Here is a 17,442-nt window from a genome sequence, read left to right on the forward strand (position 1 = left end):
GGTCGTCGCGGCTCAGGCAGTCGCGGCCAGCAGTCCGGGCAGCTTCCGCATGTCGTCGAAGACCACGGTGCCCGCGCCCGCCAACCGGGCGGCCGGCGTCAGACCCCCCGCGTACCCGAAGGCCCGCATCCCGGCCGCCCGGGCGGCCCGCACCCCGTAGGCGCTGTCCTCCACCACCGCGCAGCGGGCGGGGTCGGCCCCCATGGCCCGGGCCGCGTGCAGGAAGAGGTCGGGCTCCGGCTTGCCCCGGGGGACGTCCTCGGCGCTGAAGATCCGGCCCGCGAACCGCTCGAACAACCCGGTGCGGGCCAGATTGCGCCCGATCGAGCCGTGCCCGCCGTTGGACGCCACGCAGGACGGGAGCGTGAGCGCGTCCAGTGCCTCGGTGATCCCGTCCACGACGGTGAGCCGGGCGTCGAGCGCGTCCCGGTACCAGGAGTGGTAGGGCTCCTCCCAGCCCTCCTCCAGCGGCCGGCCGAGCCGCTCCTCCACGGCGGCCCGCCAGGCCTCGGTGGACGAGCCGACCAGCCGTTCGACGATCTCCGCCTCGGTGAACGCGCAGCCCAGGTCGGCGAAGACCCGGGCGTCCACCTGCACCGCTATCCGTTCACTGTCGACGAGTACGCCGTCGCAGTCGAAGATCACCAGCTCGAAGGGCTCAGCAGTCATGCCGGGCAGCCTACGGCCGGGGGCCCGGCCCGGGGCGGGCTTGCGGGACTTCGCGGTGCCCGGCCGCACCGGCGGGTGGGTTCGTCCACGACCGGAGGTGCCGCCCCCTCAGGTCTTCCGTGTGACCCATGACATGTGAAATATTACAACCCTTCACCTGGTCTGCCCGCCTCCCGCCCGTTCCCCCGGCCGGCCCGCCGGACCGCCCTCCCCCGACCACCACCGTCCGGAAAGGACCGGTCAGTTGCGCAGACTGTCCGCGATACTCGCGGCGGCGCTCACCACCGGCGCCACAGCGGCCACCCTCCTCGGCACCCCCGCCCAGGCCGCACCCCCGCAGCCCGTACCCGCCCTCGCCGCCGCCCAGGGCACCGAGGGCACCGAAGCCCCCGCCCAACCGCTCGCGCCGCAGGAGCGCGAGCGGCAGTCGCTGCGCACCAAGGCGCTGGAACAGCTCAACAAGGGCGCCGTCGCCCGCACTTCGGACGGCCGGGCGCCCGCGAAGGTCAAGGTCGGCAACGACTACGTCCAGCTCGCGCAGCAGCGCAAGGACAAAGTCTTCGTCATCCTGGCCCAGTTCGGCGACCAGGTCGACGACTCGACCCTGTACAACGGGCAGCCGCGCTACGGCGGCACGCCGGGGCCCCTGCACAACCGGATCCCGCAGCCGGACGGCAGCGACACCCACACCCTCTGGAAGAGCGACTTCGGCCGCGACTACTACCAGCGGATGTTCTTCGACGACGCGCCCGGCGCCAACTCGATGCGCGCCTACTACCGCACCCAGTCCTCGGGCCGGTACGACCTCGACGGCACCGTCAGCGACTGGGTGACCGTCCCGTACAACGAGGCCCGGTACGGCAGCAACAAGGGCCCGCAGGGCAGCGGCGCCTGGACCCAGACGCAGGAGTTCGTCCGGGACGCCACCAAGGCCTGGTACGACGGCGAGAGCGCCAAGGGCCGCAGCGCGGCGGACATCACCGCCGAACTGGCCCAGTACGACGTCTACGACCGCTACGACCACGACAAGGACGGGAACTTCGAGGAGCCGGACGGCTACCTCGACAACGTCGTGGTGGTGCACGCGGGCGTGGACGAGACCTGGGGCGGCGGCGCCCAGGGTGCGGACGCCCTGTGGGCGCACCGCAGTTGGGAGTTCCCCGACCCGGCCGGGCAGACCGGCCCGGCGGGCAACCGGATCGGCGGCACCCCGGTCGGGGACACCGGCCTGTACGTCTACGACTACGTGCAGGCGGGCGAGAACAGCGGAGTCGGCCTGTTCGCCCACGAGTTCGGCCACAACCTGGGCCTGCCGGACCTCTACCCGACCACCGGCGGCGAGAACGCCGTCAGCTTCTGGTCGCTGATGTCCTCCGCCTCCTACCTGGGCAAGGGCCGCAACACCACCGGCGAGTACCCGGGCGACCTCGACGCCTGGAGCAAGCTGCAGTTCGGCTGGCTCAACTACGACGAGGCCCAGGCCGGCACCAGGTCCAGCCACGCGCTCGGCGTCAGCGGCTACAACACCGACCAGGCGCAGGCCGTCCTGGTGCACCTGCCGCCGGGGCGGACCACCACCACGCTGGCCGAGCCCTACCAGGGCGCCGCCCAGTGGTGGAGCGACACCGGCGACAACCTGGACGCCTCCCTCGGCCGCACGGTCGACCTGACCGGCGGCGGCGGCCCGGCCGCGCTGGACGCCGCCGCCTGGTACGACATCGAGCAGGACTACGACTTCCTCACGGTCGAGGCCTCCACGGACGACGGCCGGACCTGGCGGCCGCTGCCCGGCACGGTGAACGGCACGCCCATCGGCGACACCCCCGCCCGCACCCCGGGCCTGAGCGGCACCTCGGCCGGCTGGACCCAGCTGCACATCCCGCTGGACGCCTACCTCGGCCGGGCGGCCCGGGTCCGCTTCCACGCGACCTCGGACGGCAACACCCACGGCAAGGGTGTACTGATCGACGCCGTCCGGATCACGGCGGGCGGCACCACCCTCGTCGAGGACGGCGCCGAGAGCGGCGGCCAGGGCTGGACCAGCACCGGGTTCGGCGTGGTGAACGGTAAGGACGCCGTCCGCGAGCACCCCCGCGCGTACCTGGTGGAGAACCGCCGCTACGTCGGCTACGGCGCCTTCCTGAAGACCGGCCCGTACAACTTCGGGTACTCCGGCGTGGCCGGCAAGGCCGGCGTGATCGACACCTACCCGTACCAGGAGGGGGTGCTGATCTGGCTCTGGGACACCGGCTACGCGGACAACAACACCAGGGACCACCTGGGCGGCGGGCTGATCCTGCCGGTCGACGCGCACCCCGCGTCGATCCGCTTCGGCAGCGGCAGCCTGGTCAACGGCCGCGCGCAGAGCTACGACGCGCCGTTCTCGCTGAGGCCCACCACGGCCTTCACACTGCACAGCGCGGGTGTGGCCACCAGGTTCGCCGCCGAGCCCGCGGTGCCGGTCTTCAACGACCGCACCGGCGTGTACAGCGACCCGGCCAACCCGGAGCTCGGCGTCAAGGTGCCGGACACCAACACCAGGATCGAGGTCGTCCGCGAGACCCGCGACGGCCGGCTGACCACCGTGAAGGTCGGCCCGGCCGCCTGACCGTCATGACCTGACGGACGGCGGCCACCAGGCCCCGGCCCCGCCCACCGGCGGGCCGGGGCCCTCGCGCGTCCGGGTCCGGTGGCGCTCCGCGGGCCGGCCGACCGGTCAGCCGGGGCCGTACCCGAGGCCGGCGGCGCCGGTGCCGAGCAGGCCGAAGGCCAGCTCCGCCTCGGCGACGGCCTGCGGGTAGGCCTCGTCGGCGGTGACGCCGGGTGCGAGCCTGGTCCAGTTGTGCCAGGTGAGTTCCTGGCGCACGGCGACGTACTGGGCGGCGATCAGGCGTGGCGCCAGCTCGCCCCGGCCGGTGACGGCGCCGGCGAGGGCCTCGGCCAGCGCCTCGGTGTCGGCGGCGAGGAAGTCGCGCAGGTGGGAGCTGAGACTGCGGGTCTCGTAGACCAGCCGCTGGAAGGCGAGCACGTCGGGGTGGTCGCAGTGGCCGGTCGCCGGGTCCTGCTCGGCCAGCCGGTCGAGGAAGTGCCGGCGCAGCGCCGTCAGCGGCGGCTGCCCGGCCGGCCGGGCGAGCACCACCCGGGCGGCTTCGCCGAGGTGGTCGGCGAAGCGGTGCAGGACCAGGTCCTCCTTGCTGGCGAAGTAGCGGAACAGCGTCGGCTTGGACACCTCGGCCGCGGCGGCGATCTCGGCGACCGAGACCTGCTCGAAGCCCTTGGCGAGGAACAGCGAGATCGCAACGTCGGCGAGGGCCTGACGGGTGCGTTCCTTCTTCAGGGTCCGCAGACCTCCGGTCTCAGTCATGGGCCCAGCATAGTCCAGCATCACAACCCGGGAAGATTCGTTACCAGGTTGCATATCTTCCTCGGTTGCACTTTCATGGGTGGGGCACCGGGCCGACCGGCCACCGGGAGCAGCACGACACCATCGGAAGTGGGGAAGCACGACATGACCGCCGTACTGATCGTGGGCGCCGGCCCGACCGGACTCACCCTCGCCTGCAGCCTCGCCCGCCAGGGCGTCGGCGTCCGCGTGATCGACAAGTCCCCCGCCCACCACCGGATCTCACGCGGCAAGGCACTCAACCCGCGCAGCCTGGAGGTGCTCGCCGACCTGGGGCTCGGCGAGCGGCTGGCCGCCGCCGGCCGCACCGGGCTGGTGTTCCGCAAGTACTTCGCCGGGGAGCACGTCTCCGACACCGACCCCTCCGCCGATGTGGTCCCGAGCCCGGAGGCCCGGTACGGGACCGCGCTGTCCATCCCGCAGTGGCGGACCGAGGAGCTGCTGCGCGAGCGCCTGGCCGAGTACGGCGTGACCGTCGAGACCGGGGCCGAGCTGGCCCGGTTCACCCAGGACGAGCACGGGGTACGGGCCGACCTCGCCGACGGCCGGCGGGTCACGGCCGACTACCTGGTCGGCTGCGACGGCGCCCGCAGCAACGTCCGGCACCAGCTCGGGGTGGCCTTCGAGGGCAGCACCGACGAGGACCGGACGATGTTCTGCGGGGACGTCGAGGTCGAGGGCGACCTCGACCCGACCGTCTGGCACCAGTGGTTCGACCAGGACGGGGCCGTCCTGCTCTGCCCGTTCGAGGGCACGCCGGTGTGGCAGCTCCAGGCCACCCCCGAACTCGGCCCCGACGGCCGCCCGGTGCCGCCCACCCTGGAGGGCTTCCAGCGGCTGTTCGACCGCTTCGCCCGGATGCCCGGCGTTCGGCTGCGCAACGCCAGCTGGCTCTCCACCTGGCGGTCCAACGTCCGGCTCGCCGAGAGCTACCGCGCCGGACGGGTGTTCCTGGCCGGCGACGCCGCCCATGTGCACCCGTTCGCGGGCGGGCTGGGGATGAACACCGGTATCCAGGACGCCTGGAACCTCGGCTGGAAGCTCGCCCGCGTGCTGGCCGGCCGGGCCGGCGACGCCCTGCTCGACAGTTACCAGGAGGAGCGGCTCCCGGTCGCCGCGGTGGCACTGGACCTGAGCACCACCGCGCTGGCCAAGGTGATGGAGGCCGTCCGGGTGCCCGGGGTGGGCGTGGAGGCCGTCGCCACCCCGGACCTGCGCGGCCTGGGCATCCACTACCGGTGGAGCAGCCTGTCCGGCGGGGCCCCGGACGCCACCGGCGACGGACCGCGCCCCGGGGACCGCGCCCCGGACGCCCCCGGCCACCGGCCCGGCGGCGCGCCCGTCCGGCTGTACGAGCTGTTCGCCGGGGGCCGGTTCACCCTGCTCGGCTTCGGCCCCAACGCCCGGGCCGCGCTGGCCGGGCGGGGCCCGGAGGTGCGCGCGGTCGCGGTCGACGCGACCCAGGACGGCCCGGCCGCTCCGGAGGGAGCGGACGTTCTGCTGGACACCGACGGCCACGCCCGGCGCGCGTACGGGATCACCGGGGACGCGCTGGTGCTGGTCCGCCCCGACCACCATGTCGCGCTGGTTGCACCGGCCGACGGCGGGTCGCTGATCCGCGAGTACCTGGCGGGGCTCGGGCGGTGACGCGGGCCGGCCCACGTGAACGCCCGCCCCGCGGGCACCCGGTGAGGGCGCTCGTGGGACGGGCGTGGGACGGGCGTGGGACGGGCGTGGGACGGGCGTGGGGATGGAGCCCGGCCGGGCGCGGCCCTCGTGGAAGGTTCCCCGCCGCGCCCGACCGGAGTTGTCGGTCGTGCCGTCCGGACTACCGCCGCAGCGGGCCCTCGCAGGTGTAGTCGGCGGTGCCGGCCCGGCCGGTGGGCCAGATGTCGACCTTGCCGAAGCTGCAGTTCATGTCGTCCAGGTTGTTGGCGACGCCCTTGGTCCGGGTCAGGATGAAGTAGTCGACCGTGTCGGACATGTCCTTGAACACCTGGTCCGCGCTGCCCGAGTCGGCGAGGTTGGCGGTCACCTGACCGGTGCAGACGAAGCGCATCGGCTTGTTCGCCCAGTCACCGTTGTCCTTGCAGTTCGGCGTGGCACCGGTGGCGGCGGCGAAGGCGGACCGCACCTCGGAGGCGTAGGCGAACTTCAGCGAACCGTTCGGCGTGAAGGCGGTGCTGGGCACGTAGAGGCTGTCCACCGCCCGGATCCGGTCGTCCAGGAAGGCGCTGTAGCCGGCCCGGATCGCGGCGTCCGCGCCGACCCGGCCGCGCCAGGCGTCGAAGCCCGCCGGGTCGTCGGCACGCTGGTAGCCGTACATCTCCCGTAGCAGTGAGGGGTGTTGCTGCCAGAGGTACTCGAAGAACGTCCCGGCGTAGTTGTAGAAGTGGAACGCCGGGGTGTCGTCGTAGGTCGCGTGGAGCAGCGCGTTCACGGTCATCCGCGGGATGCCGGCGGCCTCGTCCTTCGCCAGCTTGGCCACCAGCGACTTGCGGACCAGGATGCCCTGGTCACGGGTCGAGCCGTCGAAGAACTCGGCCGTGCCCTCGTCCATCGCGGTGGTCAGGTCGCCCGAGTACCAGCGCGGGTCGCCGAAGTAACCCGGTACCGCCCAGCGCCCGTTGAGGTAGTGGGTGTACTCGTGGCGGAACAGCTCCTCCAGGGTGAGGGTGGAGTCCTGCGGCACCCGGCGCTGGTAGGTGTAGAAGGTGGCGCCGTTCTCGATGTAGATGCCGCCGTTGTTGGTGCCGTAGCCGGTGAGCAGCGGGTGGTAGACCTCGTAGTCGGCGCGCGAGGCGTACAGGTGGATGTGCAGCGTGGAGTTGGTGTCCCCGGCCAGCGGGACGTCGGTGCCCAGGACGCGGAAGAACTGCGTCTTGACCTGCTTGCTCGCGTAGTACATCTGGTCGACGGTGGCCCGGTCGAGGGCGGTGTGCACCTCGACGGCGCCGTTGTCGTAGCGGTAGGTCTGCGGGAAGAGCTGGGCCTCGATCTGGTCGGTGCAGACGTTGAACTGCGCGCAGACCTGGTAGTAGTTGGCCCAGCCGACCAGCTTGACCCAGGGGTCGGAGAAGGCGCCGAAGGCGGCCTTGGCGGTGTCGAGCAGGGTGCCGAGCTCGGCGACCACGGCGGTCCTGAGCGGGGCTATCTGGCCGAACCTGCCGTACTCCCCCATCGCGTCACGGGCCATCCAGGCGTTCTTGGTGCCCTTCAGGTGGCCGTGGCCGGCGAAGGCCCGGAACGCGGCGCGGTAGTCGGCGTCGGCGGCGACCACCGCGGTGAAGGCCTGGTCGCCGTTGTAGATGCCGAGGTAGTTGACGTTCAGCGCGGCCAGGCCGGCCGTGCCCCAGGCCGCACTGTCCGCCACCGCGGTGCCGGGGCCGAACTTGGCCAGGATCCGCTTCACCAGCGCGAGGTTCTGCTGGCGCAGGCCCACGCTGCCCGCGGTGATGGTCATCTCCCGGACGGTCGCGCCGGCCGATTCGGTGTCGTCGAAGGCGTGGGCGTACGCCGAGTACGCGGCGACGGCCTGCTGGACGGCCGCGAGGGTGGCGGCGTCGGTGACGTCGATCTCGGTGTGGTTGAAGTCGAAGTAGACCGTGGCGTGCAGGTAGGTCCAGAGGGTGTAGAAGCGTTCGGCGCTGCCGCCGTCGGCGGCGCCGGCGAGCTGGGTGATGCGCTGGGCGACGGCCTGCACATGGGCGTCGTCCATGGTGGTGGCGTAGCGGGCGTCCCAGGTCCAGAGGAAGTTCCGGACGCAGCCGTCGACGGTGACCGCCGGGTCGGTGAGGAAGTCGGCCAACTGGCCGGGGCCGAGGCCGGTCATCCCGTCCAGCGTGCACGGGACGCCGGCCGCGGTCGCGGCGGTGGCGGCGATGGCGGGCGCGGCTGTCGGGGCAGGGGCGATCGGGGCGGGCGCGCCGACCCGGTCCGGGAGCAGGCCGGGGACGGGCGAGTCGCCGAGCGAGCCGCCGCCGGGGGCGGGGGCCGCCCCGCCGGACTTCGCGGTGGCGGTACCGAGGTGGTCGACCTCGTCGTAGGCGGTCGGGTCGGGCGTGGTGCCGGTGACCGGCGCCGGGGCGGGGGTGGTGACGGGTGCGGGCGCCGTGGGGCCGGCGGGGGTGGCCGCCTGTGCGCTCTGCAGGGCCGGCAGGGTGAGCGTCGCGGCCAGGGTGGCGGCCAGCAGAACTCGACGTGCGGTGCTGTGAGTTGGCACCTGTGCTCCTGGGGTGTGGGAGGAGTGGGGGTTGGTTCGGTGCGGTGGCGCTCGTGGTGCGGCGGTACTCGTGGTGCTCGTCGGGCATTGATGCGGTGGTGCTCGTGGTGCGGCGGTGCTCGTGGTGCTCGTCGGGCATTGATGCGGTGGCGCTCGTGGTACGGCGGTACTCGTGGGGAACGTTGAAGGGGCGGCGGCGGGCGGGGCGGCCGCGCGGGGGCGGCCGCGGGCCCGCCGCCGGGTCAGGCCTCGGGGAAGTGGCAGGCCGCCTGCCGGGCACCCGGCCCGGCGATCCGGAGCAGCGGCTGTTCGGTGCGGCAGCGCTCCTGCGCCTTGGGGCAGCGCGGGTGGAAGGTGCAGCCGGTCGGCGGGTCGGCCGGGCTGGGCGGGTCGCCGAGCAGCACGATCCGCTCCCGGGCGCGTTCGGCCGCCGGGTCGGGCAGCGGGACGGCCGAGAGCAGCGCCTTGGTGTAGGGGTGCGCCGGGCTCCCGTACACCTCGTGCTTGTCCCCGATCTCGACGATCCGGCCGAGGTACATCACCGCGACCCGGTCGCAGACCCGCTTGACCACCGAGAGGTCGTGGGCGATGAAGAGGTAGGCGAGTCCGAGTTCGCGCTGCAGGCGCTCCATCAGGTTGACCACCTGGGCCTGGACGGAGACGTCCAGGGCGGAGACCGGCTCGTCGGCGACCACCAGCCGGGGCGAGGTGGCGAGCGCGCGGGCGATGCCGATCCGCTGGGCCTGGCCGCCGGAGAACTCGTGCGGGTAGCGGTCCAGTTGCTCGGGGACGAGGCCGACCAGGTCCATCAGTTCGGCGGCCCGCCGGCGGGCGTCGGCGGCCGAGGCGCCCTGCACGAGCAGGGGTTCGGAGATGATCCTGGCCACGGTCTGCCGGGGGTTGAGCGAGGAGTGCGGGTCCTGGAAGACCATCTGGAGGTGTTTGCGGTAGGGGCGCAGCCCGGCGGGGCCGAGCCGGCCGATGTCGTGGCCGTCGAAGGTGATGCTGCCCTCGGTGGGGTCGAGCAGCCGGACGATCATGCGGCCGGTGGTGGACTTCCCGCAGCCGGACTCGCCGACCAGGCCGAGGGTCTCGCCGGCCCCGAGGTCGAAGCCGACGCCGTCGACGGCGCGGACGGGCGGCCCGGCCCGGCCGGTGCGGCCGCGCCGGCCGGGGAAGGTCTTGACCAGGTCGCGGACGGAGAGCAGGGCACTCATGGGTGGGCTCCTTCCGGGACGAGCGGCAGGTGACAGGCGGCCAGCCGGCCGCCCGCCGGTCCGGCCGCCGGCGTCGGCGCTGCGGCCGGCTCCGGGACGGCCGACGGCCCGGGGAGGGCGAGCGGCCCGAGGATGGGGCGCTCGGCCAGGCAGCGGGCGTGCTCGGCGGCGCTCGCGCCGGCGGTACGGGCGCAGCGGGGCGCGTACGCGCAGCCGGGCGCGGGGGCGATCAGCGAGGGCGGGTTGCCGGGGATGGCGCGCAGCGGGGCGTCGTCGGGGTCGTCCAGCCGGGGCAGCGAGTCGAGCAGACCCCGGGTGTACGGGTGCGCGGGGTGGCTGAACAGCTGGTCCACGGGGGCCTGTTCGGCGGCCCGGCCGCCGTACATGACGAGCACCTCGTGGGCGACCCGGGCGACCACCCCCAGGTCGTGGGTGATCATCACGACGCCGAGGCCGCGGTCCTGCTGGATCCGGGCGATCAGGTCGAGGATCTGGGCCTGGACGGTGACGTCCAGGGCGGTGGTGGGCTCGTCGGCGATCAGCAGGTCGGGTTCGCAGGCCAGGGCCATGGCGATCATGACGCGCTGGCGCATACCGCCGGAGAACTGGTGCGGGTACTCGTCCACCCGGCGGGCCGGTTCGGGGATGCCGACCTCGGCGAGCATCTCCACCGCGCGCCGGCGGCCGGCCCGGCGGGAGGCCTGGAAGTGCACCCGGTAGTGCTCGGCGATCTGCTCGCCCACGGTCCAGAAGGGGTGCAGGCCGGACAGCGGGTCCTGGAAGATCATCGCGAGCCGGCGGCCGCGGACGGTGTTGAGCTGCCGCTCGGTCAGGCCGCACAGCTCCCGGCCGTCCAGCCGGACCGAGCCGGTGACGGCCGCGCCCCGGTGCAGCCCCATCACGGCCAGCGAGGTGACGGACTTGCCGGACCCGGACTCGCCGACCAGGCCCAGCGTGCGGCCGGCCTCGACGGTGAAGCCGATGCCGTCCACGGCCCGGACGGTGCCGCGCGGGGTGTCGAAGGCGACCTTGAGGTCGCGGACCTCCAGCAGAGGGCTCACGGTCAGTACCTCACTCTCGGGTCGACGTAGGCGTAGAGGACGTCGACCAGCAGGTTCGCCACGACGATGAAGAAGGCGGCGAGCAGGGTCACGCCGAGGATCACCGGCTGGTCGGAGCGGACCAGCGCGTCGTAGAAGAGCCGTCCGACGCCCGGCAGGCCGAAGATCGACTCGGTGATCACGGCGCCGGCCAGCAGCCCGCCGAGGTCCATCCCGAAGATGGTCAGGATCGGCGTCATCCCGGCCCGCATCCCGTGCTTGACGGTCACCGTGCGGGCCGGCAGGCCCTTGGCGCGGGCGGTTCGGATGTACGGTTCGGCCATCGTCTCGATCATCGAGTTGCGGCTCTGCCGGGCGTACATCGCGGCGTAGAGCAGGGCCAGCGCGAGCCACGGCAGCAGCAGGTTGGACGCCCAGCCGAACGGGTCGTCGGTGAAGGCGGTGTACGCCGGGTACGGGAGCAGGCCGGCGCCGCGCACCACGCCCCAGATCAGCATCACCGAGGTGAAGTAGACCGGCAGGGAGGCGGCGGCCACCGAGGCCACCATCAGCGAACGGTCGGTCAGGCTCCCCTTGCGCAGCGCCGAGGTGACACCGGCGCCCAGGCCGAGGACCAGCCAGAGCAGCGCCGCGCCGACGGCGAGCGAGAAGGAGACCGGCAGCCGGTCGGCGAGCAGGCTCCAGACCGGCATCGAGTACTCGTACGAGTAGCCGAGGCACGGGAAGGCGCAGTGCAGAGCTCCTGCGCCGCTGCCGTAGTCGCGGCCGGCGAAGATCCCGGTCAGGTAGGCCGCGAACTGCGAGGGGACGGACCGGTCGAGGCCCATCGCCGCCCTGACCTCGACCAGCCGCTCGGGGCTGCAGGTCTTGCCGCAGGCGGCGGCCGCCGGATCGTTGGGGAGCAGGTAGAAGATGCTGAAGGTGATGGCGCAGACGGCGAGCAGGATGCCGGCCACGCCGAGCAGCCGCCGCAGGAGGTAGCGGGTCACGACCGGCCTCCCCGGGGGTCGAGGATGTCGCGCAGGGCGTCGCCGAGCAGGGTGAACGCGAGCACGGCGAGGAACAGGAAGAAGGTCGGGATCAGGAAGTACGCCGGGTCGGTCTCGTAGAAGTTGATGCTCTCGGCGATCATCTGGCCCCAGGACGGGGTCGGCGGGCGCACGCCCACGCCCAGGTAGCTGAGGGCGGCCTCGGTGCTGATCATGCCGGGGACGAGCAGCGTGGTGTAGGCGATGACCGGGCCGGCGACCCCGGGCAGGATCTCCCGGGTCAGGATCCGCCAGGAGCCGGCGCCGCCGACCTTGGCGGCGTCGACGTACTCGCGGTGCTTCAGCGAGAGGGTCTGGCCGCGCACCACCCGGGCGATGCCGGGCCAGCCGAAGAGGCCGATCACGGTCGTCATCAGCAGCACCCGGTTGACGTCCTTGGCGACCGCCATCATCGAGATCATGAAGATCAGCGAGGGGAAGGACATGGTCAGGTCCATGATCCGGGAGAGCACGGCGTCGGTACGGCCGCCGAAGTAGCCGGCCGCCACGCCGGCCAGGGTGCCGGCGACCACCACGACGGCGGTGGCGGTGAAGGCGATCAGCAGCGACACCTGGCCGCCGTGCAGGACCCGGGCGAACAGGTCGCGGCCGGTGACGGGCTCCACGCCCAGCCAGTGGTCGGGGCCGATGCCGCCGGCGGCGCCGAGCGGCAGCCCGCCGAGGTAGGGGTCGATCGCGCTCCGGTCGAACTCCTCGGGGGTCCAGCCGCCCAGCGCGCTCAGCGGGGTGGCCAGCGTGGCGAGGCCGGCCAGCAGGGCGACCGTCAGCAGGCCGAACCTGGCGGCCCGCCGGGCCAGCAGCTGGTCCAGGACCAGTCGCCAGGGGCCGCGGCCGGCGGGCGCCGTGGCGGCCCCGGCCGTGGTCGCGGGATCGGTTGCGGTGGTCATCGCGGCCGGCCCTCAGCCCTGGCCCTTGGCGGGGTCCTTGAGGCCGATCGTGGCGAAGTCGAACATGCCGGTCCACACGGGGTGGCCGAAGGCGCCGGCGATGTTGGTGCCGACCAGCAGCGGGCGGCGCTGCCAGAGCAGCGGCACGGCCGGGGACTTCTTCATCAGGTCCTGGTCGAGCTGGAGCCAGGCGGCGTTGGCCTCCTTGACGTCCGACATCCTGGCGATCTCGTCCATCCGGTCCATCGTCGCCTGGTCGCGGAACTGGCTGTAGTTGCCCTGGTTGCCCTTCTCCTTGATGGTGCGGCCGTCGAAGACGAACGGCAGGAAGGTCGCACCGGAGGGGTAGTCGGGGCACCAGCCGGTGACCGAGAGGTCGGGGGCGTTCCTGGTGTCGCCGATGGTGTCGTAGTAGACGGAGGGGTCGGCGGTGTTGATGGTGACCTGGATGCCGGCCTTGGCCAGCGACTGCTGGAGCGCCTCGCCGCGGGTCTTGTCCCCGGTGGAGACGGTCAGGCTGACCTTGAGGTCCGACTTGCCGGCCGCGGCCAGCAGTTCCTTGGCCTTGGCGGGGTCGCCGACCGGGGCGATCCGCAGCGGGTCGGCCCGGACGCCGTTGGTCAGCGCGGGCGGCAGGAAGGAGGTGGCGATGTCGGTCAGCGCCGGGCCCCCGAACGAGGTGACCTGGGCGTCCTTGTCGACGGCGTACATCATCGCCTCGCGGACCTTCGGGTCGTCGAACGGCGCCTTGGCGTTGTTCAGGTAGAGCATCTCGGTGCAGCCGGTCATCTCGGCCACCAGCCGGGACTTCACATCCGCCTTCGGCAGCACCTTGGCCGCCGACTCGGGCCGCATCATCGGCCACTCGACGGCGGAGGCGTCGGCGCCCTCGCTGGCGATCAGCCGGTCGTCGACCTGGCCGCCCTTCAGCCCCTGGACGAAGACGATCCGGTCCGGGTAGGCCTTGCGGACGCTGTCGGTGGCCTGGTCCCAGTTGGTGTTGCGGACCAGCGTGAGCTGCTTGCCCCGGTCGTACGCCTCGATCTTGTACGGGCCGGAGGAGAACGGCCGCAGGTCGTACTGGGCGCCCTTCTCCTGGGCCTGCGGCACCGGCGAGAAGGTCGGCAGGGTGGCGGTGTAGGAGAACTCGGCGACCGGGCGCTTGAGGTGGAAGACGACGGTCCGCTCGTCCGGCGTCTCGACCGAGGCCAGGTGCTGGCCGGTCAGCGGGCCCTTGTAGCCCTCGGTCCCGTCGAGGTACTGGGCGGCGTAGTCGGGGCCGCCGGTGAGGTCGGGGGCGAAGGAGCGCTCGACGTTGTACTTGACGTCGGCGGCCCTCACCGGGCTGCCGTCCTCGTACTTGACGCCCTCCTTGAGGGTGAAGGTCCAGGTCCGGCCGCCGTCGGAGGGGCGGCCGAGGTCGGTGGCGAGGTCTGGGACGAGTTCGCTGCCGGCCGCGCCGGGCTCGGCCTTGAAGGTCACCAGGGTGCGGTAGAGCAGCCGGATGCCGAAGTCCATGTTGGGCATGGTCCAGTTGCGGGCCGGGTCGAGGTGGGCGAAGTCCTGGTTGGAGAGCACCGTGAGGGTGCCGCCCCGGACGGGCGTGCCGCCGACGATCGTGCCGGACGCGGCGCCGGGGGCCTTGGTGCTGCCTCCCGCGGCGCCGGCGCCGTCCTTGTCGTCGGCGGCCTTGGTGTCGCAGGCCCCGAGGCCGAGGGTGAGGGTCGCTGCGATCGCCGCCGCGAGGGCGGCATGGGTGCGCCTGTTCATGTGCAACTCCGCAATGGGGGGCCGGACTTGCGGCCCGTGGTTCACCCCGGGGCTGATCCGGGGCCCGCCGGGAGGGCGACCCTTCGAGGTCTAGCCGCTCCGCGATGTGACCCGTAACATAGTAATGTGAAATTGCACTGGCAAGGGATGGTGCGTCCCGTTACCGAGCTGTATCCGGCCGCCGCCCCAACTTCCGCCCCGCACGCACCCTTTGTCCCGATTCAGCCCACCGGCAAGGAGCCGCCCCGATGACCGACGCCCGCCCGCCCCGGCTCAACACCGGCAGCCACGACCTGCCCGTCTCCCCCGCCCTGGACGCCTTCATGGCCACCGCCTGGGCCGCCACCCCGCTCCCGGCCGACCTGCGGGTGCCCGCCCACGACCACACCCCGGCCCGCCGCGCCCGGCTCTCCGCGGCCTTCCCCGGCGAGCGGATCATCGTCCCCGCGGGCGAGTTGAAGGTCCGCAGCAACGACGACGACTACCGCTTCCGCCCGCACACCGGCTACGCCTGGCTGACCGGCCTCACCGGCGAGGACCAGGTCGGCCACGTCCTGGTACTGGAGCCCGCCGGCCCGGAGGGCCACGAACCGGTGCTGTACCTGCGCCCCCGCTCCCCGCGCAGCGCGGGCCACGGCGCCGCCGGCTCCGAGTTCTACCGCGACCGCCGCTACGGCGAGTTCTGGGTCGGCCGCCGCCCCGACCTCGCCGAGGCCGCCCGCCTCACCGGCCTGCGCACCGAGCACCTCGACGACCTGGCCAAGCTGCTGACCGGCCCGAAGCCCGCCACCCGCGTCCTGGCCGGTGTCGACCCCGCCCTGGACAGCGCCACCGGACGCCCCGGCTCCGGCGCGGACCGGCAGGCCGACGCCCGGCTCGCCGCCGTCCTGTCCGAACTGCGCCTGGTCAAGGACGCCTGGGAGGTGGAGCAGCTCCAACTCGCCGTCGACCACACGGTCGCCGGCTTCGAGGACGCCGTGCGGGCCCTGCCCGCCGCCCTGCGCCACCCGCGCGGCGAACGCTGGATCGAGGGCACCTTCAACCTGCGGGCCCGCGCCGAGGGCAACGGCACCGGCTACGACACCATCGCAGCCGCCGGCGCACACGCCTGCGTCCTGCACTGGACGCGCAACGACGGCCGCCTCGACCCCGCCCAACTCCTGCTGCTGGACGCCGGGGTGGAGACCGACACGCTCTACACCGCCGACGTCACCCGGACCCTCCCGCTGAGCGGCACCTTCTCCCCCGTACAGCGCCAGGCGTACGAACTGGTCCTCGCCGCACAGGACGCCGGCATCGCGGCCCTGCGCCCCGGCGCCTCCTTCCGCGACTTCCACCGGGCCGCGATGGAGGTGATCGCCGAGGGCCTCGCCGACTGGGGCGTGCTCCGGATACCCGCCGGGCAGTCCCTGCGGGAGGACAGCGGCCTGCACCGCCGCTACACCCTCTGCGGCAGCGGCCACATGCTCGGCATGGACGTGCACGACTGCGCACAGGCCCGCGCCGACACCTACCTCGACGGCGTCCTGGAGGAGGGCCAGGTCCTCACCGTCGAACCCGGCCTCTACCTCCAGCCGGACGACGAGACCCTGCCCCTGGAGCTGCGCGGCCTCGGCATCCGGATCGAGGACGACCTGGTCGTCACCGCCGACGGGGCCCGGCTGATGTCCGGCGCCCTGCCGCGCTCGGTGGCCGGCATCGAGGAGTGGATGGGCACCCTGCTGGGCTGACCCCGGCCGCACGCGCGGGCGCAGCGGGGCCCTCGGCGGAGCGGCCCCGCGGCGCCCGGCCGCCACACCCGGCCCGAGCTGCGGTCAGGCGACCCTGACCGTCCGGTCCCCGCGCCGCAACGACACCTCCGTTCTCCCTTGTACGGTCAACTCCCCGCCCGCCGCAGATCCACCCTCCCGGGGGGATGCCACGCCCCGCCCCGCACGCCCCGCGCTCACGCATCGTCGAGGCGGCGGCGCCGGGCCGGGGTGAGGTCAGTCCGACGACGTCCGGCGACGACTCCGCCGGAAGAGCGCGCCCTACCGCCCCGTGACAGGCCCTTCGGGGGAGGAGCCCGCGCCGGTGGCACCCTCGGCGGCCGACCCGCCCGGGGCCGACCGAGCCTCCCGCCACAGCTCCCGGGTGATCTCCGCCGTCGGGCCGGTCCGGGCGAGCCGGTGCGCGGTGCCGGCCCACAGGTGCATCCCCTCGGCGTCACCGTGCGCGGCGGCCGCGGCCCGCAGCGGCCGGGTCAGCCGGTGGACGGCGGGGTAGGCCGCCGGGGCGTGGCGCTCGTACCGGTCGATGAACGCGTTCCGCAGGCCGCGCGCCGGGCGGCCGGTGAAGGCCCGGGTGACCACCGTCCCGGTGAAGCGGCCGTCCACGAGGGCCGCGCGGTGGGCGGCGGACGCCCCCGACTCGTCGGCGCGCAGGTAGGCGGTGCCGAGTTGGACGGCGACGGCTCCGGCCCGCAGGGCGGCGGCCACCGCGGGGCCGTCCCCGATCCCGCCGGCGGCGATCAGCGGCAGGTCAGTCACCGTGCTTACCTCGCGCAGCAGTTGGGCCAGCGGCAGGACCCCGGGCCGGTCGGCGACCGCGAAGGTGGCCCGGTGGCCGCCCGCCTCCGGGCCCTGGACGCAGAGCGCGTCCATCCCCGCCGCGGCGGCGAGGCGGGCCTCGGCGGCGGTGGTCACGGTGCCGATCTGCAGCGTGCCGGCGGCGCGCAGCGCGCGGGCCACCTCGGGCGAGGGCAGTCCGAAGGTGTACGAGACCACGGGGACGGGATCGGCGAGCAGGGCCGCGATCTTGGCGTCCCAGTCGTCGCGGTCGTCGGGGACGGCGGCGGGCAGCCGGACGCCGTACCGCTCGGCCTCCGGCCGCAGCAGCTCCCGGTACGCGTCGACGGCGGCGAGGTCGCCGGGCGCGGCCGGCACGAAGAGGTTGACGCCGAACAGACGGTCCGTCAGTTCGCGCGTCCGGGTGATCTGCTCGCCGATCGCCGCGGCTCCGAGGTACCCGGCGGCCAGGAATCCTAGGCCGCCGGCCGCGTCGACCGCGGCGACCAGCGCCGGGGTCGAGGCGCCGCCGGCCATCGGCGCGGCGATGACGGGGACGGCCAGCTGGTCGAGTCGCACCGGCATCCGCTCACTCCTCCGTGTCCCGGCGCCGCCGCA

General features: G+C 73.6%; 12 protein-coding genes. 3 read left to right on the forward strand and 9 right to left on the reverse strand.

Annotation, left to right across the window (positions count from 1 at the left end):
- Nucleotides 1-12: 12 nt before the first annotated feature.
- Nucleotides 13-669, reverse strand: a complete 657-nt coding sequence (locus OG689_RS08410; RefSeq protein WP_266319050.1) for an HAD-IA family hydrolase — start codon at nt 667-669, stop codon at nt 13-15.
- A gap of 244 nt (nt 670-913) precedes the next feature.
- Between OG689_RS08410 and OG689_RS08415 the strand changes: the two genes are divergently transcribed.
- Nucleotides 914-3,277 (forward strand): immune inhibitor A domain-containing protein, encoded by a 2,364-nt coding sequence (locus OG689_RS08415; RefSeq protein WP_266319052.1) that lies wholly within the window; start codon nt 914-916, stop codon nt 3,275-3,277.
- A gap of 108 nt (nt 3,278-3,385) precedes the next feature.
- Here OG689_RS08415 and OG689_RS08420 read toward each other — a convergent pair whose 3' ends face one another.
- Entirely contained in the window at nt 3,386-4,033 is a 648-nt protein-coding gene (locus OG689_RS08420) for a TetR/AcrR family transcriptional regulator (RefSeq protein WP_266319053.1), read from the reverse strand.
- A gap of 144 nt (nt 4,034-4,177) precedes the next feature.
- Here OG689_RS08420 and OG689_RS08425 point away from each other — a divergent pair, with 144 nt between their 5' ends.
- Nucleotides 4,178-5,719 (forward strand): FAD-dependent monooxygenase, encoded by a 1,542-nt coding sequence (locus OG689_RS08425; RefSeq protein ID WP_266319054.1) that lies wholly within the window; start codon nt 4,178-4,180, stop codon nt 5,717-5,719.
- A gap of 181 nt (nt 5,720-5,900) precedes the next feature.
- On the opposite strand, the gene OG689_RS08430 is transcribed toward OG689_RS08425, so the two are convergent.
- The 6 genes from OG689_RS08430 to OG689_RS08455 form a co-directional block, all read right to left on the reverse strand.
- A complete protein-coding gene (locus OG689_RS08430; RefSeq protein WP_266319055.1) occupies nt 5,901-8,294 on the reverse strand; it encodes a collagenase in 2,394 nt (797 codons plus the stop codon).
- A 242-nt stretch (nt 8,295-8,536) separates the two neighbouring features.
- Nucleotides 8,537-9,511, reverse strand: coding sequence for an ABC transporter ATP-binding protein (locus tag OG689_RS08435; RefSeq protein WP_266319057.1), 975 nt, complete (start codon nt 9,509-9,511; stop codon nt 8,537-8,539).
- Complete coding sequence (locus OG689_RS08440) at nt 9,508-10,578, reverse strand: ABC transporter ATP-binding protein (protein ID WP_266326961.1); 1,071 nt, start codon at nt 10,576-10,578, stop codon at nt 9,508-9,510. Before OG689_RS08440 ends, OG689_RS08435 begins: the two co-directional genes overlap by 4 nt.
- Nucleotides 10,575-11,561: an ABC transporter permease gene (locus OG689_RS08445; RefSeq protein ID WP_266319059.1), complete on the reverse strand. Its 987-nt coding sequence runs from the start codon at nt 11,559-11,561 to the stop codon at nt 10,575-10,577. The genes OG689_RS08440 and OG689_RS08445 overlap by 4 nt, the downstream gene beginning before the upstream one ends.
- Complete coding sequence (locus OG689_RS08450) at nt 11,558-12,508, reverse strand: ABC transporter permease (RefSeq protein WP_266319061.1); 951 nt, start codon at nt 12,506-12,508, stop codon at nt 11,558-11,560. The genes OG689_RS08445 and OG689_RS08450 overlap by 4 nt, the downstream gene beginning before the upstream one ends.
- Nucleotides 12,509-12,520: 12 nt before the next feature.
- Complete coding sequence (locus OG689_RS08455; RefSeq protein WP_266319063.1) at nt 12,521-14,278, reverse strand: ABC transporter substrate-binding protein; 1,758 nt, start codon at nt 14,276-14,278, stop codon at nt 12,521-12,523.
- Nucleotides 14,279-14,526: 248 nt separating this feature from the next.
- Here OG689_RS08455 and OG689_RS08460 point away from each other — a divergent pair, with 248 nt between their 5' ends.
- Nucleotides 14,527-16,008 carry an aminopeptidase P family protein gene (locus OG689_RS08460; RefSeq protein ID WP_266319065.1) on the forward strand — a complete coding sequence of 494 codons (1,482 nt, stop codon included), beginning with the start codon at nt 14,527-14,529 and terminating at the stop codon, nt 16,006-16,008.
- 300 nt (nt 16,009-16,308) lie between these two features.
- Here the strand turns inward: OG689_RS08460 and OG689_RS08465 are convergent, their stop codons facing one another.
- Entirely contained in the window at nt 16,309-17,409 is a 1,101-nt protein-coding gene (locus OG689_RS08465) for a nitronate monooxygenase (protein ID WP_266319066.1), read from the reverse strand.
- Between the last annotated feature and the right edge of the window lie 33 nt (nt 17,410-17,442).

Source organism: Kitasatospora sp. NBC_00240 (genome assembly GCF_026342405.1).
Taxonomy (GTDB): Bacteria; Actinomycetota; Actinomycetes; order Streptomycetales; family Streptomycetaceae; genus Kitasatospora.

What these genes read in the sequence shown, in the direction of transcription:
- OG689_RS08465 (WP_266319066.1), bottom strand. Translation starts at nt 17,409, where the DNA reads ATGCCGGTGCGACTCGACCAGCTGGCCGTCCCCGTCATCGCCGCGCCG.
- OG689_RS08450 (WP_266319061.1), bottom strand. Translation starts at nt 12,508, where the DNA reads ATGACCACCGCAACCGATCCCGCGACCACGGCCGGGGCCGCCACGGCG.
- OG689_RS08410 (WP_266319050.1), bottom strand. Translation starts at nt 669, where the DNA reads ATGACTGCTGAGCCCTTCGAGCTGGTGATCTTCGACTGCGACGGCGTA.
- OG689_RS08420 (WP_266319053.1), bottom strand. Translation starts at nt 4,033, where the DNA reads ATGACTGAGACCGGAGGTCTGCGGACCCTGAAGAAGGAACGCACCCGT.
- OG689_RS08455 (WP_266319063.1), bottom strand. Translation starts at nt 14,278, where the DNA reads ATGAACAGGCGCACCCATGCCGCCCTCGCGGCGGCGATCGCAGCGACC.
- OG689_RS08435 (WP_266319057.1), bottom strand. Translation starts at nt 9,511, where the DNA reads ATGAGTGCCCTGCTCTCCGTCCGCGACCTGGTCAAGACCTTCCCCGGC.
- OG689_RS08460 (WP_266319065.1), top strand. Translation starts at nt 14,527, where the DNA reads ATGACCGACGCCCGCCCGCCCCGGCTCAACACCGGCAGCCACGACCTG.
- OG689_RS08425 (WP_266319054.1), top strand. Translation starts at nt 4,178, where the DNA reads ATGACCGCCGTACTGATCGTGGGCGCCGGCCCGACCGGACTCACCCTC.